Source organism: Pseudovibrio denitrificans JCM 12308, from assembly GCF_001310815.1.
Lineage (GTDB): Bacteria > Pseudomonadota > Alphaproteobacteria > Rhizobiales > Stappiaceae > Pseudovibrio > Pseudovibrio denitrificans.
Genome location: NZ_BAZK01000003.1, coordinates 251,658 through 274,215 on the forward strand (window position 1 = coordinate 251,658; position 22,558 = coordinate 274,215).

At 53.8% G+C, this 22,558-nt stretch carries 21 protein-coding genes and 4 pseudogenes; 18 read left to right on the forward strand and 7 right to left on the reverse strand.

Features of this window, described 5'->3' with window-relative positions:
• Window positions 1-139 precede the first annotated feature (139 nt).
• Window positions 140-363: pseudogene (locus tag JCM12308_RS32950) on the forward strand (4Fe-4S dicluster domain-containing protein); the annotation flags it as partial.
• A gap of 21 nt (window positions 364-384) precedes the next feature.
• On the opposite strand, the gene JCM12308_RS32955 reads toward JCM12308_RS32950, so the two are convergent.
• The gene (locus JCM12308_RS32955; RefSeq protein ID WP_373282331.1) at window positions 385-594 is read right to left on the reverse strand and encodes a hypothetical protein; all 210 of its coding nucleotides are present in this window, start codon (window positions 592-594) and stop codon (window positions 385-387) included.
• 8 nt (window positions 595-602) lie between these two features.
• Between JCM12308_RS32955 and JCM12308_RS32960 the strand changes: the two genes are divergently transcribed.
• The 14 genes and pseudogenes from JCM12308_RS32960 (at window position 603) to JCM12308_RS04800 (ending at window position 14,093) form a co-directional block, all read left to right on the forward strand.
• Window positions 603-1,151, forward strand: coding sequence for a nitrate reductase subunit beta (locus JCM12308_RS32960; RefSeq protein WP_373282330.1), 549 nt, complete (start codon window positions 603-605; stop codon window positions 1,149-1,151).
• Window positions 1,148-1,870, forward strand: coding sequence for a nitrate reductase molybdenum cofactor assembly chaperone (gene narJ / locus JCM12308_RS04745; protein ID WP_008548320.1), 723 nt, complete (start codon window positions 1,148-1,150; stop codon window positions 1,868-1,870). Before JCM12308_RS32960 ends, narJ begins: the two co-directional genes overlap by 4 nt.
• Window positions 1,871-1,872: 2 nt before the next feature.
• Window positions 1,873-2,586: a respiratory nitrate reductase subunit gamma gene (gene narI / locus JCM12308_RS04750; RefSeq protein WP_008548281.1), complete on the forward strand. Its 714-nt coding sequence runs from the start codon at window positions 1,873-1,875 to the stop codon at window positions 2,584-2,586.
• A 6-nt stretch (window positions 2,587-2,592) separates the two neighbouring features.
• Window positions 2,593-3,480 (forward strand): peptidylprolyl isomerase, encoded by an 888-nt coding sequence (locus JCM12308_RS04755; RefSeq protein ID WP_054782995.1) that lies wholly within the window; start codon window positions 2,593-2,595, stop codon window positions 3,478-3,480.
• 163 nt (window positions 3,481-3,643) lie between these two features.
• On the forward strand, window positions 3,644-4,636 hold the full coding sequence (locus JCM12308_RS04760; protein ID WP_208608934.1) for a Gfo/Idh/MocA family protein: 993 nt from the start codon (window positions 3,644-3,646) through the stop codon (window positions 4,634-4,636).
• A gap of 610 nt (window positions 4,637-5,246) precedes the next feature.
• On the forward strand, window positions 5,247-6,257 hold the full coding sequence (locus JCM12308_RS04765; protein ID WP_054782996.1) for a BMP family protein: 1,011 nt from the start codon (window positions 5,247-5,249) through the stop codon (window positions 6,255-6,257).
• An 80-nt stretch (window positions 6,258-6,337) separates the two neighbouring features.
• A pseudogene (locus tag JCM12308_RS04770) lies at window positions 6,338-7,884 on the forward strand (ABC transporter ATP-binding protein).
• On the forward strand, window positions 7,881-8,972 hold the full coding sequence (locus tag JCM12308_RS04775) for an ABC transporter permease (protein WP_054782997.1): 1,092 nt from the start codon (window positions 7,881-7,883) through the stop codon (window positions 8,970-8,972). The pseudogene JCM12308_RS04770 and the gene JCM12308_RS04775 overlap by 4 nt, the downstream one beginning before the upstream one ends.
• A 3-nt stretch (window positions 8,973-8,975) precedes the next feature.
• A complete protein-coding gene (locus tag JCM12308_RS04780) occupies window positions 8,976-9,917 on the forward strand; it encodes an ABC transporter permease (RefSeq protein ID WP_014283627.1) in 942 nt (313 codons plus the stop codon).
• Between the two features lie 26 nt (window positions 9,918-9,943).
• Entirely contained in the window at window positions 9,944-11,278 is a 1,335-nt protein-coding gene (locus tag JCM12308_RS04785; RefSeq protein WP_054782998.1) for an amidohydrolase family protein, read from the forward strand.
• 198 nt (window positions 11,279-11,476) lie between these two features.
• Complete coding sequence (locus JCM12308_RS04790; RefSeq protein ID WP_054782999.1) at window positions 11,477-11,950, forward strand: DUF3592 domain-containing protein; 474 nt, start codon at window positions 11,477-11,479, stop codon at window positions 11,948-11,950.
• 79 nt (window positions 11,951-12,029) lie between these two features.
• Entirely contained in the window at window positions 12,030-12,758 is a 729-nt protein-coding gene (locus JCM12308_RS04795) for an MBL fold metallo-hydrolase (protein WP_054783000.1), read from the forward strand.
• 136 nt (window positions 12,759-12,894) lie between these two features.
• The gene (locus JCM12308_RS29025; protein WP_208978255.1) at window positions 12,895-13,182 is read left to right on the forward strand and encodes a hypothetical protein; all 288 of its coding nucleotides are present in this window, start codon (window positions 12,895-12,897) and stop codon (window positions 13,180-13,182) included.
• Window positions 13,113-14,093 (forward strand): hypothetical protein, encoded by a 981-nt coding sequence (locus JCM12308_RS04800; protein WP_208978256.1) that lies wholly within the window; start codon window positions 13,113-13,115, stop codon window positions 14,091-14,093. The genes JCM12308_RS29025 and JCM12308_RS04800 overlap by 70 nt, the downstream gene beginning before the upstream one ends.
• On the opposite strand, the gene JCM12308_RS04805 is transcribed toward JCM12308_RS04800, so the two are convergent.
• Together JCM12308_RS04805 and JCM12308_RS04810 are read right to left on the reverse strand one after the other, a co-directional pair.
• Entirely contained in the window at window positions 14,090-15,244 is a 1,155-nt protein-coding gene (locus tag JCM12308_RS04805) for a nitroreductase family protein (RefSeq protein ID WP_054783001.1), read from the reverse strand. The two genes, JCM12308_RS04800 and JCM12308_RS04805, sit on opposite strands and share 4 nt — an antisense overlap.
• A gap of 115 nt (window positions 15,245-15,359) precedes the next feature.
• Window positions 15,360-16,346 (reverse strand): hypothetical protein, encoded by a 987-nt coding sequence (locus tag JCM12308_RS04810; RefSeq protein ID WP_054783002.1) that lies wholly within the window; start codon window positions 16,344-16,346, stop codon window positions 15,360-15,362.
• Between the two features lie 359 nt (window positions 16,347-16,705).
• On the opposite strand from JCM12308_RS04810, the gene JCM12308_RS04815 reads away from it, so the two are divergent.
• Window positions 16,706-17,308, forward strand: a complete 603-nt coding sequence (locus JCM12308_RS04815; protein ID WP_054783081.1) for a hypothetical protein — start codon at window positions 16,706-16,708, stop codon at window positions 17,306-17,308.
• 27 nt (window positions 17,309-17,335) lie between these two features.
• Here the strand turns inward: JCM12308_RS04815 and JCM12308_RS04820 are convergent, their stop codons facing one another.
• Window positions 17,336-17,641 carry an NIPSNAP family protein gene (locus tag JCM12308_RS04820; RefSeq protein WP_054783082.1) on the reverse strand — a complete coding sequence of 102 codons (306 nt, stop codon included), beginning with the start codon at window positions 17,639-17,641 and terminating at the stop codon, window positions 17,336-17,338.
• A 253-nt stretch (window positions 17,642-17,894) separates the two neighbouring features.
• Here JCM12308_RS04820 and JCM12308_RS04825 point away from each other — a divergent pair, with 253 nt between their 5' ends.
• Window positions 17,895-18,683 (forward strand): hypothetical protein, encoded by a 789-nt coding sequence (locus tag JCM12308_RS04825; RefSeq protein WP_054783083.1) that lies wholly within the window; start codon window positions 17,895-17,897, stop codon window positions 18,681-18,683.
• A 139-nt stretch (window positions 18,684-18,822) separates the two neighbouring features.
• Here the strand turns inward: JCM12308_RS04825 and ocd are convergent.
• Both ocd and rocF read right to left on the reverse strand, forming a co-directional pair.
• Window positions 18,823-19,850: pseudogene (ocd, locus tag JCM12308_RS04830) on the reverse strand (ornithine cyclodeaminase).
• A gap of 34 nt (window positions 19,851-19,884) precedes the next feature.
• Window positions 19,885-20,810, reverse strand: a pseudogene (rocF, locus tag JCM12308_RS04835) (arginase).
• A 120-nt stretch (window positions 20,811-20,930) separates the two neighbouring features.
• Between rocF and JCM12308_RS04840 the strand changes: the two are divergent.
• On the forward strand, window positions 20,931-21,383 hold the full coding sequence (locus JCM12308_RS04840) for an Lrp/AsnC family transcriptional regulator (RefSeq protein ID WP_008548611.1): 453 nt from the start codon (window positions 20,931-20,933) through the stop codon (window positions 21,381-21,383).
• Between the two features lie 57 nt (window positions 21,384-21,440).
• Here the strand turns inward: JCM12308_RS04840 and JCM12308_RS04845 are convergent, their stop codons facing one another.
• Window positions 21,441-22,433, reverse strand: a complete 993-nt coding sequence (locus tag JCM12308_RS04845) for a zinc-dependent alcohol dehydrogenase family protein (protein WP_054783003.1) — start codon at window positions 22,431-22,433, stop codon at window positions 21,441-21,443.
• Window positions 22,434-22,558: the final 125 nt, after the last annotated feature.

The following is a 22,558-nucleotide window of genomic DNA, read 5'->3' on the forward strand; positions in this document are numbered from 1 at the left end:
CGGTGAGCGGATCGAAAAGATCGAATGGGGTCCAAACTGGGAAGAAATTCTCGGTGGCGAGTTCTCCAAACGCTCCAAGGACTACAACTTCGAAGGCGTCGAGAAAGAAATCTACGGCGAGTTCGAAAACACCTTTATGATGTACCTGCCACGCCTGTGTGAGCACTGCCTCAATCCAACATGCGTTGCAGCGTGCCCATCCGGTGCGATCTACAAGCGTGAGGATGATGGCATCGTCTTGATTGATCAGGAAAAATGCCGCGGCTGGCGCATGTGCGTCTCTGGTTGCCCTACAAGAAGATCTATTTCAACTGGTCCTCTGGCAAATCAGAAAAATGCATCTTCTGCTATCCCCGCATCGAGTCCGGACAGCCAACTGTCTGTTCAGAAACCTGCGTGGGCCGCATCCGCTATCTGGGTGTGATACTCTACGATGCAGACAAGATTGAAGAAGCTGCCTCCACCAAGGATGAGAAGGATCTGTACGAAGAGCAACTCAAGGTCTTCCTTGATCCGCATGATCCGAAGGTGATTGAGCAGGCTCGTAAGGATGGAGTTCCTGAAGACTGGCTCAAGGCTGCCAAGCGTCGCCAATCTACAAGATGGCCATCGACTGGAAAGTGGCGTTCCCGCTCCATCCAGAGTACCGCACGCTCCCAATGGTCTGGTACATCCCACCTCTCTCTCCAATCCAGAACGCTGCTGAAGCTGGTAAGATTGGATGGGACGGTGAACTACCGGATGTCCGGAGCATGCGCATCCCTGTTCGCTACCTCTCCAACCTGCTCACCGCAGGCAAGGACCAGCCCATCGTTTCAGCGCTGGAACGCATGCTCGCCATGCGCTCATACATGCGGTCCAAGAGCATCGATGGCGTGGTCAATGAGGAGATTGCAAAGCAAGTTGGTCTTACGCCTGAACTCATTGAGGACATGTACAAGATCATGGCGATCGCCAACTACGAAGATCGCTTCGTCATCCCAACCACGCACAGAGAAATCTCTGAGGACGCTTACGATGTTCGCGGTTCCTGTGGTTTCTCCTTCGGCAATGGTTGTTCGGGTGGCAGCGATGGAACCGACCTGTTTGGTGGTTCCCGTAAGAAAGCAGTCGAAACCCCAACTGATGTGTTTAAGGAGATGCGCGGATGATTGTCTCCTTAAAAATCCTCTCGCTCCTGCTCAACTACCCAACGCAGGAGCTGCTGGATGATCTGCCAGCACTGAAGGAGGCGGTGAATTCAGACCGCCTGCTCTCGGCAAAAGGCCAGAAGATGATCTGCAATCTATGCGATGATCTGGCCGGTAAAGATCTGTACGAGGTACAGGAACGCTACGTGTTCCAGTTTGACCGTACACGCTCCCACTCCCTCCACCTGTTTGAGCATGTGCACGGTGAAAGCAGAGATCGCGGTCAGGCTCTCGTAGACCTGCGGGAAATGTACCTGAAGAATGGGTTTGCAGTCGAAACCACAGAACTTCCGGACTACATCCCACTCTTCCTAGAGTACCTCGCACACCAACCCTTCACAGAGGCACAAGAACTGCTTGGTCAGACAGCCCATATCTTCGAGGCGCTCCGTTTACGCCTCAAAAAGAAGGGCTCAATCTACGCCAATGCGTTCGCAGCTGTTGCTGAAATCAGCAAGGCACAGCCATCAAAAGAGCTCCTCTCCAACATCCTTGCCGAACCGGATGATGATCCGAATGACCTCGAAGCGATGGATCGCATTTGGCAGGAAGAAGTCGTCAAGTTTGGCGGCAATGCTGGAGAAGGCAGCTGTGGCCCTGACCGGTTGAGAATGCAAATGAGAGCCGCGGACAGACGCCCGCCCGACGCAACCCCACAGAACATCCAGGGGGATCACTAGACATGTCTGGCTTCTTCAACACGTTGTTCTTCGGAATTTACCCGTACATCGCCCTCTCGGTTCTGATTGTGGGAACAATCATCCGATACGACAGAGAGCCCTACAGCTGGCGGGCAGGCTCTAGCCAGCTTCTCCGCCGCAAGCAACTGGTCTGGGGCTCTGTGCTCTTCCATGTGGGTGTGATCATCATCTTCCTGGGCCATCTCTTCGGTCTCTTAACCCCCATTGCGATCTTTGATGCACTTGGGATCGGACATGGAACCAAACAGGTTCTGGCGGTTGTCGTTGGCGGCATTGCTGGGCTCATGGCGATTGTCGGCGCAGGAATGCTTATTCATCGCAGGCTCTATGATGAGCGGGTGAGGGCAGCTTCCAGCGCCATGGACACCTTCATTATCTGCCTACTAGCGTTCCAGCTTCTGCTCGGTCTGGCAACTATCCCGATTTCGCTTCAGCATCTGGATGGGGAAGAAATGGTTAAGTTCATGAGTTGGGCACTAGGTATCTTCACCTTCAATGGTGATGCCGCAACCTATGTTTCAGATGTCTCGTGGATCTTCAAACTGCATCTCTTCTTTGGTTTGACGATCCTGCTCATCTTCCCGTTCACACGCTTGGTGCACATGCTCAGCGTGCCGGCAAGATACCTGTGGCGTCCTGGTTATCAGATTGTGCGTGAGCGCAACTCCACCAACTCACGTCATCCGGCAGAGTGAGGTGAAATGGCTAATCTCTACACAAACCCGAACCTGAGTGAGGGTGCTCAGGCAGGCATGGACCTGCCGAGCACCAAAGTGCCGCCTAAGAGCAAACCGATCATCACGGATGTGGTGGTCAATGGTGTCCAGATATCGGAGCAGGATATTCTGGCAGAAGCTCAGAACCATCCCGCCGAAAACCCCGGTCAGGCGGTTCAAGCTGCCGCGCGCGCTCTTGTGGTCCGAGAGCTCCTGTTGCAGCAGGCAAGGGCTTTAAACATCATCGCTGCACCAGAACAGCATGACGAAGGCAGCGAAACCGAAGAAGACGCGGCCATCAGAGAGCTGATTGAGCAGGAAGTTGATATCCCGTCTGCTTCTCAGGATGAGTGCCTGCGCTATTATGAGAACAACAAGGCCCGCTTCAGCTCAGAGCCAATTTATGAGGCCAGCCATATCCTGTTCGCAGCTGGGCCGGACCAACTCACAGCCCGCAGCATCGCCAAAGCGCGTGCCCATGATGTGATCAAGCTTCTTCAGGATAAACCTGAGACCTTCGCTGATTTGGCAATGGAATACTCTGCCTGCCCGTCAAAGGAAACCGGAGGAAATCTGGGTCAGCTGACAAAAGGAAGCACTGTTCCTGAGTTTGAAGTCGCCCTTCAGTCGATGCAGGCCGGACAACTGTCAGAGCATCCAATCGAAACCAAGTTTGGCTATCACATCATTTTCCTGAACCGGAAAATTGACGGAAACACTCTGCCGTTTGAACATGTTGAGGAAACCATCAGAGCATGGTTGGAAGCTGCAAGTTGGTCCAAAGCAGTCTCTCAATACATCACAATTCTGGCAGGATCCGCAGAAATCATAGGCATTGATTTACTTGGTACGGACAGTCCCTTAGTTCAGTAAAATTGTAAGTAAACTCTGAGAGTTACCTGCTCTTTTATCGATAAACTTGGATAATCCATGAGCCGTCGATCTCCAGTGTTTTCTATCTGCTGAAATATGATTAGGGTTATTTTCGGAGTCCGTCCCGTGATGTTCTCGGGATCCTGTGTTCTGGAGAAAAACAATGTCGAAACTGAACTGGGGCTTTCTGGGAACAAGCTTCATCTCGCTGACCATGGCGGATGCGGTTCAAGCGGAAGGTTCTACGCGGATTCATTCCGTTGCAGGCCGCTCAGAAGTACCTCTGAAAGTGTTCGCAGAGAAGTACGATGTTGAGCATACTTTTGATGATTTTAATGAGCTGATTGAAGATGAAGCCGTTGATATTATTTACATCGCACTCCCTAATCACATTCATCATGAATACGTGATCAAAGCGGCCAATGCAGGTAAGGCGATCCTCTGCGAAAAGTCACTTTCCGTAGACATGGAAAAGACAGATCAGGCGCTGAAAGCTGTTGCTGAAAATGGCGTCTTTTTTGTTGAAGGTCTGATGTACCTGAACCATCCGTTCGCTGCTGCCATTCGTGATGTGGTTGCCTCTGGTGAGCTGGGGGAAGTCCAGTCCATCACTGCTCAGTACTGCGCTTCTATCGCTCAGTTCGTGAACCCGCACAGCAAGGGGGCATTGTATAACCTCGGTTGCTATCCAACCTCACTGATGCACTTGCTTCTGCAAACAGCGTTCCCGACCCATGTCTTTGAAAACTATAAGATCTCCGCGATGGGCCGCCGTGGTGCAGATGGGAATATCTGCGAGTCCGCAGCGACCTTGAGGTTGAACAACGGTGTTGTCTGTCAGCTCCACACTGCTGAGGACTACGGTCTGCATGCCGGGTTCACGGTATTGGGATCCAAAGCCAGCCTCGTGCTCGATTCCAACCCATGGCTGCCGGAAGCGGAGGGGAATAGTTTCACCGTCACCCCTTACGAAAAGCCAGGCGATACCCGCACCGTAACGGCAGAAGGCAATGCGTTCCTCTATCAGGTCAGAGCAATCCGTGAAGCGATCGAAGCTGGCAAGACCGCGCTTGAAAGCCCGGCGCCAAGCATGGAAGACAGCCGTCAGATCATGCAGATCCTGACTGACTGGGAAGCCGCAACGGTGACCTCATAAGCTGAGCAAGCTCACAAAACTCGGGAAGTGCCACGGCACTTCTCTACGCCTTCAAGGCAGCCCAAAGCCATCATCCCCCACAACTATTCCCAAATTTCTTTCATGTATCGACAAGGCGTGCTTTGCTCGCTTGTTGAGCACCACACTCCAAATCCTGCACGAAATCAGGGCTCTACCTGCGTGCATTTTGAGCACCTGGAGCAATCAGTGAGCGCACTGCGCTATTTTTCAATCTATGGAAAATATTGCAAAATAATATTGATTGAAATTATTTGACCGAAAAGTAAAATTTCAAGATGTTGCTTCGATTCGAGTGTTTTATCGTCACTTGGCTCAATCCACAGCTATATAGTGGTTTAACAATATTTATACGGTCGATAAATAACTGAATACCATAAGAAAAGTACTGTGTGTTCTGCATTAATTTACGTGCCGTCATGCAAAAAATACTTCTGAGGCATCTAGTCATTAGCCGCTTTGTCTCGTATACAGCCATTTTTAATGCCTTCGTCCTGATCAGGACATTTTCACTTTCACTACGAGATAGGGCAGATTGCGGCTGCAGTCTGATCTGCAGCCCTGCACAAATTATTGATTTCAGGGGGTGTGCATGTTTGCGACACATTTGAACGGTTTTGTGAGACGCCATGTTCTTGCAGCCGTGGCTGTTTTTGCGGCCGTAATCGCGGTTTATTCTCCGGCAAAAGTTTTGGCTGCTGAACCTCTCAAGGTCGCAGCGATTTACACCGTTCCTGTTGAACAGCAATGGGTTGGCCGTATTCATAAGGCCCTCAACGCCGCTGCTGAACGCGGTGACATCACCTACGTTTACTCCGAGAACACAGCCAACACAGACTATGAGCGCGTCATGCGTGAGTATGCTGAAGCCGGTCATCAGCTCATCGTTGGTGAAGCGTTCGCAGTAGAACGTGCAGCGCGCAACGTAGCAGCTGAATACCCTGAAACAGCCTTCCTCATGGGCTCTTCCTTCCCGGCTGCCGAACCAAACTTCGCCGTGTTTGACAACTTCATCCACGAGCCATCCTACCTCTCGGGGATGATTGCAGGCGCGAAGTCCAAGTCTGGCAAAATCGGCATGATCGGTGGCTTTGCCATTCCGGAAGTCAACCGCCTCATGCACGCATTCATGAATGGTGCTAAGGCAACCAATCCAGACGTGACCTTCACCGTCAACTTCATCAACTCCTGGTACGATCCGCCAAAAGCAAAAGAAACTGCTTATGCGATGATCGATGCTGGCGCTGATGTTTTGTATGCAGAACGCTTCGGTGTGTCTGATGCGGCGATGGAAAAAGGCATCTTCGCAATCGGCAATGTCATCGACACCGCTGCTGACTATCCAAACACCATCCTTGCCTCTGCCATTTGGCATATGGAGCCAACCGTTGATGCAGCGATCGCAGCTGTAAAGGCGAATAACTTCAAGGCTGAAGACTACGGCAAGTACTCCTTCATGGGCCATGGTGGTGGTTCGCTGGTGGTAGATGAAACGCTGGTGGATGCGGACTTGCTTGGCAAGGTCAAAGCAGTTGAAGCGAGCATTCTGGATGGGTCTTTCACCGTTGAGATCAACGACGAAGAGCCAAAGTCCTCCAACTAACGCAGGTCGGGCCGGGGGGATAACCCGGCCTGTCTTCTTCGCCTGCCGCGCGCATAACCTCTTCAGTCCAAGGGTATCCCATGCCAGAAACTAAGAGTGAGCATTCGCTTCTATCTCTTCAAAACATAACCAAGATCTTTGGTGATCTGGTTGCCAACGGCAACGTCAATCTGGACCTGCATGCAGGGGAAATCGTTGCGCTGCTGGGCGAGAATGGAGCGGGCAAAACCACGCTCATGAATATCCTGTTCGGTCATTATGTGGCTGATGAAGGACGTGTCATGGTACGTCACTCCTCTGGTATTCTGGTAGATCTGGAGCCCGGCGCCCCTCAGGCAGCCCTTGAAGCGGGGATAGGTATGGTTCACCAGCACTTTACGCTGGCTGAGAACCTGACGGGACTTGAGAACATCGTTCTGGGCACGGAGAGCCTGTTCGCGCGCCGCTTCAACCGCTCCAAAGCGCGGGCAAAACTGCAGGAGCTGATGCAGAGTTCCGGCCTCGAAGTCGATCTGGATCTGCGCGTTTCAAAGTTGGCAGTTGGGGAAAGACAGCGCGTTGAAATCCTCAAAGCGCTCTACCGCGATGCCCGCATTCTGGTGTTAGACGAACCCACTGCGGTTCTCACGCCACAGGAATCCGATAGTCTTTTCAAAACCCTGAAGCTGCTCGCCGCTAAAGGCATGGCAATTATCTTCATCTCCCACAAGATGGCAGAGGTGCTGGGCGCGTCTGATCGTGTTGCGGTGTTGAGAGGGGGTAAGATTGTTGCAGACCTGCCGACATCGCAGTGTGATCGCCATCAACTAGCTGAGGTAATGGTCGGGCATTCAGTCCAAACCGCAGAACGCAAACCCGGCTATCCGGAAGACGAAACGCTGATTTTTGCTGGTGTCAGCGCCGGTGAGGGCCGCGAGCAGATCGAAAACGTCAATCTCGCCCTCCGAAAAGGGGAAATCATCGGCCTGGCAGGTGTCTCTGGCAACGGCCAAAGCACGCTTGCAAAGGTCATCTCCGGGTTGGAAACGCCAACCGCTGGCCATGTCCAGCTCAATGGCAAACCGCTCAAGGCCAGCGCAGCCGCTGCAATCAAATCCGGCGTAGCCGCATCCCGGAAGACCGCCACCACGACGGTATCGTAGGTGCCATGTCGGTGGAGGAAAACCTCGTGCTGGAAGAAATCCGCAAGCCTGCCTACCAGCGCTTCGGCCTTCTCCGCTTCAACGAAATTCGCAAGCGCGCTCAGGAGGCTATCAAAGCCTATGATATCCGCTGCTCCGGCCCGCTTGCTGTCTCCCGCCTGCTTTCCGGCGGGAACATCCAAAAGACCGTCCTTGCCAGAACACTGGACCAGCAGCCCGACATCGTCCTTGCCGCACAGCCGTCCCGAGGGCTGGATGTAGGCGCAACAGCTGACGTGCACCGCCGCCTTCAGGAGGCGCGGGACAGAGGCGCTGGCGTCCTTCTCATCTCTGAGGATCTGGACGAACTCTTCCAGTTATCCGACAGGATCGCCGTGATCCACCGCGGGCATATCTCTGAGCCAGTGGAGACCGAAAAGCTGGATAAGAAACAGGTTGGCCTGATGATGGCAGGACATTCCACAAAAGGGGAACAAGCAGCATGATCCGGTTTGAACCTCGCAGCAATGTCTCTTCTCTTTTCGCATTAGCCCTGCCGATTGTCGCGGGAATCACCGCGCTCGCGCTCGCGGCGATCCCCATTGCGGCAGCAGGGGGAGAAGTTTTCGCCGCCTATGGGCATATCTTTAAGGGAGCATTCGGCTCCAAGTTCGCATTATCTGAGCTTCTGGCCCGTGCCACCCCGCTCATTTTCACCGGCCTGGCTGTCAGCGTGGCCTTCAGAGCCAAGCTTTGGAACATCGGGGCAGAAGGTCAGCTCTATGTAGGCGCACTAGCCGCCGTTGCAGTTGGTTCCGGCGCCATCTCAGCTCCTGCCTACATCATGATCCCGCTGATTATGCTGGCAGGTATGATCGCGGGCGGGACACTAATGCTTGTCCCAACCCTGCTGAAAACCCGTCTTGGAGCAGATGAAGTCGTCACCACCTTGCTGCTCAACTTCGTGGTTCTGCTGTTTGTGCAGATGATGCTGGAAGGCCCGATGAAAGACCCAATGGGCATGGGTTGGCCGCAGTCAGAACCAATGACCAGTGCCGCCACGCTGCCCAAGATGTTCCCTCGCATGCGCATCCACTGGGGCCTTGTCATTGCTCTGGTTTCCACGCTTGTAATCTACATCATGATGAAACGCAGTGTCTGGGGTTTTGAAATCCGCGCAACGGGTGAAAACGTCTCCGCAGCCAAACACGCAGGCATTCCAGTCACCTCCACCTTTATCAAGGTGGGTTTGATCTCCGGTGCACTTGCAGGTCTTGCTGGTGTCAGTGAAGTCGCTGGCCTCAAAGGCTATCTGACTTCCGATATCTCTCCGGGCTTTGGCTACACTGGTGTCGTGGTCGCCATGCTGGCAGGCCTGTCACCTGTTGGTGTGGTCATTGCTGCTGTGTTCATCGCTGCTGTCTTTGTCGGGGCAGACAGCATGAGCCGTGCCATGGGTGTTTCCAGCTACATTGCTGATCTCGTGGTCGCCATGTCCCTGATTTGTGTGTTGATCTCCAGCCTTTTCGTGCGCTTCAAAATCCGCTTTGTGAAGCCGAAGAAGACACCACTTGCAGCCAAAGGGGAGGCATAAGCTATGGAATATATTGATATTCTTCTCTCCGCCAACTTCTGGGCTGCTGCCATCCGCATCGCCACGCCGCTCATCTTCGGTGTGCTCGGCGCGCTGGTCTGCGAGCGGGCAGGGGTATTGAATCTCGGTATTGAGGGCATCTTCGTGGTTGGGGCCATGTGCGGCTGGATGGCCGTTTGGCTCGGTGCTGGCCTTTGGGGCGGTGTTCTCATCGCGGCACTGGCAGGCGCGTTCTTTGGTCTGCTCCACGGCATCCTCACCGTGCCATTGGGCTTGTCACAGCACGTCTCCGGCCTCGGCATAACCATGTTCGCCACGTCGGTCAGCTACTTCACCTATCGTACAGCGCTGCCAAAAGTCTCCAGCCCACCGCGAATTGAAGCGTTCCAACCGCTTGATATTCCGGTGCTGTCTGACCTGCCATTCATCGGCCCGGCTCTGTTCCAGCAAACTTCCATGACCTTCCTGGCGCTCGCCATGGTCCTGCTCGTCAGCTACGTGCTCTATCGCACGCCTCTTGGCCTCGCGATCCGGGCTGTGGGGGACAATCCATCCGCCGTTGAAGCGCAGGGCCTCTCCGTCTTCGCACTGCGTATCGGCGCAATCATGGCCGGGTCCGCGCTTATGGCACTGGGCGGCGCTTTCCTTACCATGTCCGCCTTCGATGCCTTCTTCTTCGGCATGATCAACGGACGCGGCTGGATCTGTATCGCGCTGGTGGTGTTTGCGAGTTGGAGGCCCGGCAAGGCGCTGCTGGGGGCACTGCTGTTTGGCGCTTTTGATGCCTTCCAGATCCGCTTGCAAAATGAGGTTGGTGCGGTGATCCCCTCTCAGGTCTTCCTGATGATCCCGTATCTGCTTTCCATCGTGGCGCTGGTGCTCGTGGCCCGCAAAGCAGATTACCCACGCGCACTCCTGCAACCGTATTTCCGTGGTCAGCGTTAAGCTGGAAAACAAGAAAGGCAATCTTCATGTCTCTGGACCTCCTTGTCAAAAACGCAGTTCTGACCACTGGTGAAACAAGTGTCGATATCGCGGTCAAAGCCGGCAAAATCACCGCGATTGAAAAAGGCATCACTGCAGAAGCAGAGCGTGTCATCGACGCTCAGGGCCAGCTGGTCTCAGCCCCGTTTGTTGATCCTCACTTCCATATGGACGCCACCCTTTCCCTTGGCCTGCCAAGAATGAACGAAAGCGGCACCCTGCTGGAAGGCATCAGCCTCTGGGGAGAGCTGAAGCCGCTTCTCACCATTGATGCGGTTGTCGAGCGGGCTTTGCGTTATTGCGATCTGGCGGTCTCTCAGGGCCTGCTGGCCATCAGAACCCACGTGGACGTCTGTGATGATCGTCTGCTCGGTGTGGAAGCCCTGCTGGATGTGAAGCAACGCATTGCGCCCTATATCGATTTGCAGCTGGTCGCCTTCCCGCAAGATGGCTTCTACCGCTCTCCCACAGCAGAAAACAACCTGCTCCGCGCTTTGGATATGGGCGTGGATGTGGTCGGCGGCATCCCACACTTTGAACGCACCATGGAAGACGGCACCCGCTCGGTGAAGGCCCTCATGGAGATCGCTGCAAAGCGCGGCCTGCGGGTAGACATGCACTGTGATGAATCCGACGACCCGCTCTCCCGCCACATCGAAACGCTGGCTTACGAGACCCAGCGCTTAGGGTTACAGGGCAGGGTAACCGGATCACACCTCACCTCCATGCACTCCATGGACAATTACTACGTCTCCAAGCTGCTGCCTCTGATGGCAGAAGCTGATGTCTGCGCTATCGCCAACCCACTGATCAACATCATGCTTCAGGGCCGCCACGACACCTATCCAAAACGCCGTGGCCAGACCCGTGTGCGCGAGATGCGGGAGTATGGCATCACCGTCGGCTTCGGTCATGATTGCGTGATGGACCCATGGTACTCGCTGGGCAACGCAGACATGCTGGAAGTGGCAGGCATGGGCCTCCATGTCGGCCAGCTCTCCAGCCGTGATGATATCCGCTACTGCTATGAGGCTGTCACCACCAACTCCGCAAAGATCATGGGGCTGGAAGGCTACGGCGTCAAAGTTGGCGGCAACGCTGACTTCGTGCTGCTGCAGGCAGAAGACGCAATCGAAGCCATCCGTATGAAGGCCACCCGCCTCGCTGTCGTCCGCTGCGGTAAAGTCATCGCCGAAACCGCCCCGCGCATCACAAACCTCTCTCTGGAAGGCCGCCCCAAAACTGTGAATGCCGCGGATTACTCTCCAAATGACAACGCCCAAAACGGGGACAACACCCGCCAAACCACTCTTGCGTTATAATGTGCGTTCATTTGCGTTCTTTACGTTTTTCCTGCGTTCCTCCGTCCCGCAGCACTCTGCGGGGCGGAGAGGATCTTGGTTGGCTTGCTACCAAGTTAGGTCGGTACTATTTTTCATGCTTTTCTGGTTGAGCTGGAATTTGCTTTGCATGCGAAGATTGATTAGATAAATTTGCTAATCGCAAAAGTAGAAGATGGCATGATCAATCAACCGACAAATATTCCTAATTTCTTTCTCAAAGTCATACATGATCTTCCCAGAACGTTTGTGATACTTGGCGTTCTTTTCGGCAGTTTGGGATTGATAATGGAGTACTCATCACGAAGTGCTACCTGGGATGCAGTTGAGGTAGAGGTTACTGTCATTGAGGTTGATACGAAGCTTGGTGAAAGTGGGCGAGTATATCGACCTGTTTTCGCATATAAAGAGTTTGATAGGCAGCTTGCAGTCTATAGAGGGAATACTTGGATTTCGCCGAAACCTCACGAGGTTGGTGATGTCGTTCCCGGATTTTATGACTATGCGACTGGTGAAATTATTAGTTTAAAAATGATTGAGCATGTCCGGATCATGGGACAGATTCTTGTAGTTTCTGGAGTTATCGCAACGCTATTAGGTGCATCATTGCTAGGTTGGAGACGGTACAAAGCTCCGCCAAAAATCTTGAAATAACTCCCAGTAAATAAAGTTATCCCCCTCTGCGCCACAGCTGGTTATGATGAGCTTCTCTGATCAAGCAGGAGGATGAGCGGTGGAACGCATTCCGGCGGAGAAGTGGTATCGCACCACGAAACTGGCAGATGATATTACGCTGATTGATGAGCCCTACATCAAGCAGTTCTACCGCTGCAACATCTGGCATGTGCGCGGTCGCCATAAGGACCTGCTGGTGGACAGTGGCATGGGCGTGGTCAGCCTGCGGGAGCATGTGGCACTGACCTCAGAGAAATCCGTGATGGCCGTCGCCAGCCATACCCACTTTGACCATATCGGCTGCCAACACGAGTTCCCGAACCGTCTGGTCCATAAAGCAGAGGCCGATCTGCTCGCCCATCCAACCCGCCAGAACACGCTGGTTGAAGGGTGTGTTGCGGACGATATCTTCGATGCCCTCCCGCCAGAACCCTACAAGTCTTCCGCATACGCTGTCGAACCGGCACCAGCCAGCCACCTGCTGGAAGATGGTGAAGTGCTCTCCACCGGTGATCGCCACTTCGAGGTCATCCATACGCCCGGCCACTCACCGGGCGGCATCGCTTTGTGGGAGAAGGCAACCGAGACCCTGATCGCCGGAGACATCGTTTACGACGGGCCGCTGGTGACAGACTGCTACCACTCGAACATGGCAGACTACATCGCCAGTATGAAGCGCTTGGCTGACCTCCCAGTCCGCACCATCCACGGCGGCCACTTCCCCAGCTTCGATGGCAAACGCCTGCACGAGATCATAGATGCCTTCTTGAAGGAGCACGACAAATAACGCTAACTGCGTATTTGCACTTATGAAATCCAGTCTTTTCCTGTGACGGTCAGAACAGTCACCAGCAAAACCATTGCCTACTCTGAAAGGTGGGAGGGCAGGTTGCCCGGGCCGCTGACACTATGGGAGTTGGACAATGACAGCGATTGGTTTGAACAGTTTCGTCTCCGCCGCACACAGCATTCCGCAGGATGGCAAGCTCACGATTGCTGAAGGGCAGGTGAAAGCCCATTCCAGTACCGCGATCGCTGGCAGGCTCGTCACCTGGGTCAAACAGCAAGCTGCCGGAGAAGCCCAGAAGCAGGAAGATCAGGGCGCCTTCCGTCTGGCACTCACCAACACTACGGCAAAACGTTGGGCGAGAAAGCCTATGAAGCAGCTTGCAGAGCGTGCGGCCAAAATGACGGCAACAGCCACAGCCTGACGGCCAAACAGGTGCTGGAAGGCGTCACCGTCGCAGAGCGCCGGGTGCTGAGCGATGAAAGCTCTGCAGTGCGCACCAAAGCGCTCTCCGAAGATGTAAGGCGCAACCCGATCAACGGACTGGTACAAAACAAAGAGCATCAGACCATCCCGTCTGTCCAAAGCGAGATCATCGAGACCCCGGAGAGCAACACCGAACTCCTCGCCGCCCGCGCCGATAGCAAGTACACAGAGCGAAATCCCTTCCATGTGGAACGGGAGCTGATGGCGCGCCTGAGCACGGAGATTGCAAAGAAATACGATCCGCTCATCGCAGAGGAAGCCACCTCCAAGGCATGGAGCAAAGAACTCCTGCAAGGCATCTACCGCGATGTGCTGCGAGACCAACGCCCCGTGGAGAAGGGAGAGGCTCTAAAAATCTCAGAGGTGCCTCACCCAATGAAGGTCGCGGTTGAGCGGTTCGAAAAACAGGTCTGGAACTACGCCGAGCAAAACTTCCTGCGCTCCCTGCCGGAAAATGCAGAAGTCGCTATCCATGATCTGTCACGACAGCTGAACTGGCAGAACTTCCCTGCACTGGCTGAACAGCACGGCCTAACGGGCATCAGCTGGGCAAGCGATGCAACCGCGCCGTTCTTCACTGCCAACATCCCCCAAATCCGTGACCATGCCATCCAGCGTCTGGTTGACAACCGGGAGGATCAGGCGTTCCTCAATTCAGTCACCGTGGAGAGCTTTGACGACATTATCAAGGAAGCACTGTTTGAGCAGGCCCGTCTGGACAAGGTTGACAGCGATGCCGCTGCTCTGGAGCTCGTGCATAGCGAGCCAGAAGCTCCGCTCAAACCGATCCTGAAGTCATCAGAGCCATCCTCTGAGGCTGCTCCGAAAAAGTCAGTACGCTGGGTCTAAGACGCCTCCTCCGGCACCCATGAGATGATATAGCGCGGCAAATCTGGAAACGGCTCTTTGCCGCGCATCTCTGGGGCAAGTTGCTCAAACCGCCCCACCTTGCCAAGCGCCTCACACCCGCATTCCCAGTTTGCCAGCCAGATCCCCAGCGCCACCATGGCGTAGTACCGTGAATGCGTCGCCGCACAAAAATCCACCCGCTGGATCTTCGCACTCTCAGCAAGCACAACAGCGCGCGTTGGCTGTGCGTTGTAAGACGATGGCGACCACTGACACACCTCATAACATCGCCCAAACTCCCGATAAGGCCGCGCGTTTGTATTCAATGGTTTGGCAAAACCAGTGTCTGCATAAAACAGCTCCTGCACATCCAGCCGGTGCCGCTGTGTTTTCAGGATGAGGCGGATTGCCAGAGGGATGTAACGAGACCGATACCCAAATGCACAAACGCAGATGATGTGGTCCTTCTCAGGATCAAACCGCGCACCCAGATGCTTGATGATGCTTTTATGGTCAGCTCCCGGCCCAATCCAGCATGTTGCCAGCCCTTGCCGCGTGGCTTCAATCACCACCTTCTGCAAACTGCGCCCCACATCCACCACGGCCATCTCGTGATACTCACGCGGTGCAATGGCCACAAGAAACTCCCGCGTCCCAACCGCAGGCCAAACCACCAGCGGATTGTCGACATACTCAAAGCGAATGGGGGAGGGACTCAAACAGTTCTCCGGCCTGCTGTTCTGCTCTGCTAGAGAAAGCACCATCTGCCGATGCTCTTCACTCATCAATCGCTTCTGAAAAGACCGGCACGAAACCCGCGCCCGCATCACCTCAAACGCATCCAAATGCTCAAGGCTGGTCGGCAGCGGCTGTTCCGTGTGATAGCCATACCGAACGGTCACCACATCGAAGATCAGATTGAGAAACAACAGCGCTGCAAGAACAAGCGGCAGATCCACCAGCACAAGCGGCCAACACCCAATCAGTGCGCCAAATCCTGCGAGCACCAGCAACAGCAGCACGACCACCAGATTGGGCAGATACTGCAGCCAGCTGGTCCATTGCAGCCACATCTTCACCCGCCACCACCACCGGGCTTCAAACCAGGCCTCATTGGGTGTGCGCTTTTCTTGAGGAGGGGTTTCGCTCATGCACATGTTCCGCATTCAGGCCAGACCATGCCAGCCCGGCTCACTGCGGAACATCTTAAGCGAGCCGTGTTCCTGAAACGTAACTACACCTCAGGAACACGAAGAAGGGTGAAGATCAGCCAACCGCCTTGGCTGTTTTGGCAGGGCGATAGAGGAACCGGTTGAACGCATCCTCTGGCATCATCTGGATCAGACGACCAATCAGCGCCATCGCCGCAACGCAGAACACAAACCGCCCAACCAGCGCGCCGGACCAGTGCGCACCAAACGCCATCATCACTAGCGGATCTTCAATCAAGCCGTGACAGATGCCCATGAAGGAAAGGGACAGTACCACATCGCGTGAAGATAGCTTACCTTCCTGCGCTTCTTTGATGATGAGGCCACCACCATAAGAAAGCCCAAGCAAAACACCCACCATGGTGATTGGCGTTGCTGCTTTGCTGATGCCCATGATGCGCAGCAAAGGTGAAAGCAGCCAGCCAAGCAGATCCGTCACCTTCAACAGTTCCAGCAGTTTCAGGAAGATGATCAGCCCCAGAATGATCCAGAACATGCTGAAGAGCAGGGAGGCACTGGAGTAACTCCACTCCAACCAGGTCTCTTCAATAGTTGGTGTGTAAGGCAGCCATGAAAGCTCAATCGGCTGCTGGAGCCAACCGCCTGCAGAATAAAACAGATTCAGCACCATGCCGTAGGCTATGCCCACCACAAACCGCAGACCGGAGGAAAAAATGAAGCTGATCCCAGCACGGCGGGAAATGCTCTGTTCCAGCGGCAGGGCATGGGCGATCAAAACAACAGAAAGCAGCACCGTCACATCAGCCACGCTCAGCGCTACCAGCGGCAAAATGCTGATCATCACGGCCACAGCGGAGTAGGTGCCCACCAACAAACCAACGGCCAGTACAAGACCGGTTGCAGCTGGCAATCCCATCAGGCCCATCAGGGGTTCCAGTGCCACACCCAGATAATCAACCAGCCCGAACTCCATGCCAATGCGCACGAAGATCATCACCGGAACCATGGTCTTGACCATAATCCAGAACAAGCCAACGGAGTCTTTCGCGATCTTCTGACAGGCAGCGATGTAGCTATTCATTTTGACAAACCAAATCTGCGCATGCGCTTTGTATTGCTCAAAGCGCTCTAAGGAATGGGGATGGGAAAATCAAAAGGGGCAGGCCCTTGCTGTAATGCCCTGCAAAACTACTAGGATATTTCAGGTTTTGAGGAAATAGTATTTTACTCAACCCTCCCACTTTAAATTCTCAAAGGAATGAGTGTGCGTGGCTGAAGATCTTCGAAGGTCTTGATGCCGCGACAGGAGTAAACGCGCGCATCGCACCGCTTGCTTTTGTCATCTTCGGTTCTGTTTTGCTTAACTAACGGAAGACCTCTTTCTTTTGGGCCTGCTTGTTTTGCATTAGCGTTTTCATGAGCAAAAAACAGGTGACAGAAATGGCCGGAAAAACCCTGAAAACCTTCAAGAACCTTGCTGAATTTCGCAGTGGTTTCTCTGATCTGAAGCAGAAGATGGACCACAAACACAGTATTAGCCGGGTGGACATAACCAACTTCGACAAAGAGCTGGGCGGTAAGACCTTCCTCGACAAAAAGTACGAAGCAGCTGTCGAAGATTCACCAAAGGTCTCCAAGGTTTCGGAAGCACATGGAAAGCTCACGCGCCTCAAAAACTCACTGGAACGCGAAAGCAGCGGCTTTGATGATCTCGACAAGCTCTACAACAAGCTGGTCGCCCAGATGAATGAAGCGCGCAAGAGAAACAAGGGCGATGTTCAAAAGCTCAATAACGATCCGGACTATGAAGCCGCTGAACAAAACCTGCTAAAGCTGGCCCCTCATTGGAAAAAAGCGAGCAAAAAGCGGGATGATTTCCGAAAAGCCGAACGCGAACTCGCCGCCCTCGACAAAAAGCTCACGGAAATCAAAGCGGAAGCCTCAAAGAAATGCCCTATAGAGGTCAAACGAGACGCCAAAAAACTCCAGTTACTCATCGCTGGCGATAAGGTCGTCGAGTACTCGATGAAGTTTACCAAATAGGCTTTGCTCCTGGCTCCACTCGCTGAGTTACTTCAGCACCGGTCGCAAAAACTGTCTGTCATAGCGGCGAATGCACTGTGTCTCTTCAGCGTAGGCAAACGCTTTCTGACAGTCTTCGTCCTTCATACTATCTTTGCGATACTGCTCATAGGCTGCAAGGGATGGAAACGAGAATAAAGCCAGCGCCAAATCATTCGCGCTTTCATGAGGCAGAAAATATCCATGATGCTGCCCGCCAAACTTCTCCACCAGCGGAATCCAGAGCTTGGCATAATGCTCAAACTCAGCAACCTTCCCCGGCTCCAACTCATAATGCACATAACAGGTAATCACAGCAGCACAGCCTTTTCGAAAATGTGAGGTCACACAGAAAGAGTTAGGTGTAGTTCAGAGTGACTACAGCGGCAAGGTTGCATTTAAGGCAGATGCTCACATCATATCCACGTTTTGCGCGCTGTTTTTGCCTCCCTGACAGAGTTGTGATTGAGGTGTCAGGGCCGCTGTGATGAACAGGACAGGAGCTCTTCTGACTTAACGTTAGCCTGATCTCATTGCAAACAGAGACCAGCAGAATGGGATGAGCACTATGACTTCAGTAAGCTTGAGTAACTTCCAGACTATCGCGACCAATACAGCCTCCTCTCAAAAGCTGACAGTCGAAGGTGGAGACATATACCCCCGTCTGGCAAGCACGTCAGTTAAGGGGCGGTTTGTGTCCTGGCTTGCGCTGCAGGGCAACCTGGATTCTCAAAAAGCAGCAGATCAGGGAGCGTTCCGGACTGCCCTTCAGGACAAATATGGTGCTACCCTCGGAACACAAGCCTACGAAAAGGCCTGCAACGCCTGTGGTTTCACTGCTGGCCAAAACCATAGCCTGACATCAAGGCAGATCATAACCGGTGTTCACTACGCAGATGAAAAGTTGAACAGTGACCCACTCGCCGCGTTAATTTCCGAGCACGAAGTGTCAGCTGCAAAATATGCAGCGTCCAGTTCTAACGGCACTGGGCTGGATGAAGATACGGCCGCGTTTGTTGCAAAAGTCGACGCAAAAGCAGCAATACCAGAAAACCATGATATAGCCTCTGTGCTTCCGGAAAACTTGCTGACAGGAAACTTCTCTGTCCCTGACAATGAGATCAGACAGGCTGCCGTAGACACCCTTGATGTGATCACGCAGTTTATCTCAGAAAAGTACACCCCTGAGATTGCAGAGACCGTGGAAGGCCGAATTGTAGAAGCAGGATTGTTTGATGAGCTTCTTGCTGAACAGGTCGATCCAAGCAACAGCGTTGAACTGCGCGAGACCATCAGTATCTTCATTGATGCAATCTGGGAAGAAGCACAGAGAGTTCACATCGAAACGCTCCTGTAATTGATCAGGAGCCACGCCGAACCTTAACCGTCGGCCTCTGCTCAGCCCCTAAGCCAACAAAGCAAAAAAGAAGCGCCTGCTAGGTGGGCAGGCGCTTACAAACCCCGGGCAAGGGAAAGTTTAACGATGACCGCTGCTCTTACTCGGCAGCTTGTTTTACTTCCAGAAGACCAAAGAGATTACGTGGATCAGCGGGTTCAGCGATCATCTCAAGGTCCTGGGTTGTTTCGTCCTGCTTCACCAGATCGTAGATGTAGCGCAGGCCGGAAAAGTCCTCGATGGCAAAGCAACGGAGTCGAACAGCGTGATATCACGTTCGCTCGTACGGCCTTCCGCGCCGCCGGTGATCACTTCCCAAAGCTCAACAACCGGATAGTCGTCGTCCAGCTGCTGGATCTCGCCTTCAATGCGGGTCTGTTCCGGGAACTCCACGAAGATCTTGGAACGCAGCAGAATGTCCTTATGCAGCTCGGTCTTGCCAGGACAATCACCACCAATCGCGTTGATGTGCACACCGGAGCCGACCATGTTGTCGGTCAGGATCGTGGCTTTCTGCTTGTCCGCAGTCACGGTGGTGATGATGTCCGCACCGGTGATCGCTTCTTCAGAGCTGCGGCAGATGGTGATGGTGAAACCCTTGCCATCAAGGTTCGCCGCACACTTTTCTGTCGCTTCCGCATCCGTATCGTAAAGGCGCAGATTGGTAATGCCCATCACCGCTTTGAATGCCAGTGCCTGAAACTCGGACTGAGCACCATTGCCGATAATTGCCATGGTTTTGGAATCCGGACGCGCCAGATGCTTCGCCGCCATCACTGACGTTGCAGCCGTACGCAGCGCCGTCAGAACCGTCATCTCGGAAAGGAAGAACGGATAGCCAGTATCCACATCTGCCAGCATGCCAAAGGCTGTAACGGTCTGCTTGCCTTCCTTGGTGTTTTTGGGATGGCCGTTCACATATTTGAAGCTATAAAGCTCCCCATCGCTGGTCGGCATCAGCTCGATCACGCCAACTTTGGAGTGGCTTGCAACACGAGGTGTTTTGTCAAACAGCGGCCAGCGACGATAATCCTGCTCCACATACTCGGTCATGCCCTTCAGGACATTTTCGACACCGTGTTTGTTGACCAAATCCAAAATTTTAGAAACGCTTACGAACTGGACCATATGGGGATACCTATCTTTTATTATGTGACTGAGATCAGGCGCGGTTTGGGTGGTCCAGCACCTGCTTGCCAAACAAGCTGCACACCAGATCTGTCATCAGGGTTGCCGTGCGTCCGCGGACATCCAGGAACGGGTTCAGTTCCACCAGATCAACGGAAGTCACCAACTGGCTGTCACAGAGCATCTCCATGATCAGATGCGCTTCACGGAAGGTCGCGCCACCCGGAACTGTCGTCCCCACCGCAGGGGCGATATCCGGATCAAGGAAATCCACGTCAAAGCTCACATGCAGACGGCCATTGGCTGCCTTCACACGCTCCAGGAATTCGTTGATTGGCTTGACCACACCGTTCTCATCGATCCGGCGCATATCGTAGGTCTCAATACCGGTTTTCTGCAAGGCAGCCCGCTCTGCATTGTCGACGGACCGCAAACCCATCATGCAGATATTTTCTGGCTTAATCGCTGTCTTCAGTTCCGGATAATACCCCTCAAAACCGGGAAGACCGCAGAAATAAGCACGGGCGTGCCATGCAGATTACCGCTACTGGTGGTGCTCAGATTATGGAGATCCGGGTGCGCATCCAGCCAGAGCACAAACTGCTCTTTGTCAGCTTCTGCTGCTGCATGAGCAATGCCGCTGACGGTGCCTGCCGCCATGGAGTGATCACCGCCAAGGAAAACCGGCAGATGCCCTTCACGCATTTCATGCAGAGCCACATCATGCAGTTTGGTTGTCCAGCTGATTGTCTCACTCAAATGGTGGATAGCGCTGTTGGAATGAACCCGATCAGGACTTGCCTCTGGTAAAATGTTGCCCCGGTCTATAACGGAGTAGCCCAGTGCCTCAAGGGAGCCTTGCAGTCCGGCAGTTCGCAGAGCATCCGGGCCCATCACGCAGCCCTGAATGTTGGTTCCTGTCTGTACAGGTGCACCTACGAGCACAACGGTATTCTTCATTCCCACTTCCCGTTTAATTCCAATATGGGGTATTATCCTTGTGGAAGTGGCGGTAAAAAGCTGGCATTGTGATCAAAATGGTGGTCGCATTGGCCAGAATGGTAAGTAAGGTTACGCACTTTGGATGATATAGATCAAAAAATCATCGCGATACTACGTAGGAATGCGCGGGCGAGTGTTTCTGATCTAGCCCTTGAGCTGAAGATATCTCGCTCAACGGTGCGCGCGCGCATGGAGCGTTTGAAATCAGCTGGTGATATCCTCGGCTACACAGTGGTGCTGCGAGGCGATGTCTTTGAACAACCTGTTCGTGGTATAATGATGATCAAGATCGAGGGCAAAGGCACCCAGCGCATCGTCAACCAGCTTAACAAGATGACTGAGGTCTCCGCACTGCACACCACAAACGGCAAGTGGGATCTGATCCTGGAGCTGGGCACGGACACGCTGGTGCACTTTGACGATGTGCTGCGCCGCATCCGCCTGATTGACGGCATCTCCGCCAGTGAAACCAACCTTCTCCTCTCCACCAAACGCACCAGCGAAGCCCGCCGGAACGTTCTGCTGGATTAGAGGCAGACAACAAAACCACCAGTGCATCTGATGCGCACTGGTGGTGACGCTTATACGTCAGGCTTCAGCGTGGAAGCCACTCATGACGACTTTGCCAAGAGCTTCACCGGATTGCAGCCTGTCATGGGCTTTGGCAACATCTAGCACGCTGAACTCCGTCTCATCCAGCAGCGGAGTGATTTTGCCCTCATCCACCAGCTTGGCAATCTGCTCCAAAATCTCACCATGCACGCGGCGGTTCTTACCCGTCACCATTGGGATCAGCATCAGCACACTGTGGAAGCTCAGGCCCTTCAGTGCCACCTGCAACACATCAGCAATCGGCAGGATTGTAGCAACCGCGCCGTTTATGCGCGCTGCTTCAAAGCTCTTTTGAATGTGCTCACCAGCGATGGTATCAAACACCGCATCAAACCCTGCGCCGCCGGTGCGCTGAGCGACGTATTCTGCAACTGATGTTGCTTCCGCATTCACCACATGATCCGCGCCTAGCTTTTCAGCGGCTGCAAGGTTCTTGGCAAGTGATGTTGTCGTCACGTCCGCTCCCAGCGCTTTTGCCAGCTGAACGGCGATATGACCAACACCACCTGTTGCGCCATGCACCAGCACCTTGTCATCGGTGGATACCTTCAGTTTTTGCACCAGTGCTTCCCAGGCTGTGATGGAAACCAGCGGAAGCGCTGCTGCCTGTCTCATTGTCAGAGACTTTGGCTTGTGAGCCATCAGGTCCGCATCAACCAGCATGTACTCACTCAAAGCGCCATTGATGCCAGCCACGCCACCCGCGCAGCCATACACACGGTCACCAACGTTGAAGCGTGTAACACCTTCGCCAACTTCCTCAACAATGCCAGCTACATCGCCATGCAGAACCTGAGGAAGATTTGCCGACCACGGCGTTTCAGTGGACCGCAGCATTGTGTCCAGCGGGTTCACGCTCGTTGCGCAAACCTTCACAACAACATGTCCGGCAGTGGCCCTTGGTTTTTCCAGTTCAGCCAGCTCAAACACATCGCTTGTGCCCAGACCGTTCAAAATCATCGCTTTCATGAGAAGCCTCACTCGTTATGGGTGAGGCGACCTTATTTTTGCGGCTGATGCAGAACAATGCGGCTGTAAACAAATCATTTTTGCGTATAAAGCAATAATGAGAGCCTGAAACCGGAGGGAGCCAC

What these genes read in the sequence shown, in the direction of transcription:
- JCM12308_RS32960 (WP_373282330.1), top strand. Translation starts at nt 603, where the DNA reads ATGGCCATCGACTGGAAAGTGGCGTTCCCGCTCCATCCAGAGTACCGC.
- narJ (WP_008548320.1), top strand. Translation starts at nt 1,148, where the DNA reads ATGATTGTCTCCTTAAAAATCCTCTCGCTCCTGCTCAACTACCCAACG.
- narI (WP_008548281.1), top strand. Translation starts at nt 1,873, where the DNA reads ATGTCTGGCTTCTTCAACACGTTGTTCTTCGGAATTTACCCGTACATC.
- JCM12308_RS04755 (WP_054782995.1), top strand. Translation starts at nt 2,593, where the DNA reads ATGGCTAATCTCTACACAAACCCGAACCTGAGTGAGGGTGCTCAGGCA.
- JCM12308_RS04760 (WP_208608934.1), top strand. Translation starts at nt 3,644, where the DNA reads ATGTCGAAACTGAACTGGGGCTTTCTGGGAACAAGCTTCATCTCGCTG.
- JCM12308_RS04765 (WP_054782996.1), top strand. Translation starts at nt 5,247, where the DNA reads ATGTTTGCGACACATTTGAACGGTTTTGTGAGACGCCATGTTCTTGCA.
- JCM12308_RS04775 (WP_054782997.1), top strand. Translation starts at nt 7,881, where the DNA reads ATGATCCGGTTTGAACCTCGCAGCAATGTCTCTTCTCTTTTCGCATTA.
- JCM12308_RS04780 (WP_014283627.1), top strand. Translation starts at nt 8,976, where the DNA reads ATGGAATATATTGATATTCTTCTCTCCGCCAACTTCTGGGCTGCTGCC.
- JCM12308_RS04785 (WP_054782998.1), top strand. Translation starts at nt 9,944, where the DNA reads ATGTCTCTGGACCTCCTTGTCAAAAACGCAGTTCTGACCACTGGTGAA.
- JCM12308_RS04790 (WP_054782999.1), top strand. Translation starts at nt 11,477, where the DNA reads ATGATCAATCAACCGACAAATATTCCTAATTTCTTTCTCAAAGTCATA.
- JCM12308_RS29025 (WP_208978255.1), top strand. Translation starts at nt 12,895, where the DNA reads ATGACAGCGATTGGTTTGAACAGTTTCGTCTCCGCCGCACACAGCATT.
- JCM12308_RS04805 (WP_054783001.1), bottom strand. Translation starts at nt 15,244, where the DNA reads ATGAGCGAAACCCCTCCTCAAGAAAAGCGCACACCCAATGAGGCCTGG.
- JCM12308_RS04810 (WP_054783002.1), bottom strand. Translation starts at nt 16,346, where the DNA reads ATGAATAGCTACATCGCTGCCTGTCAGAAGATCGCGAAAGACTCCGTT.
- JCM12308_RS04815 (WP_054783081.1), top strand. Translation starts at nt 16,706, where the DNA reads ATGGCCGGAAAAACCCTGAAAACCTTCAAGAACCTTGCTGAATTTCGC.
- JCM12308_RS04825 (WP_054783083.1), top strand. Translation starts at nt 17,895, where the DNA reads ATGACTTCAGTAAGCTTGAGTAACTTCCAGACTATCGCGACCAATACA.
- JCM12308_RS04845 (WP_054783003.1), bottom strand. Translation starts at nt 22,433, where the DNA reads ATGAAAGCGATGATTTTGAACGGTCTGGGCACAAGCGATGTGTTTGAG.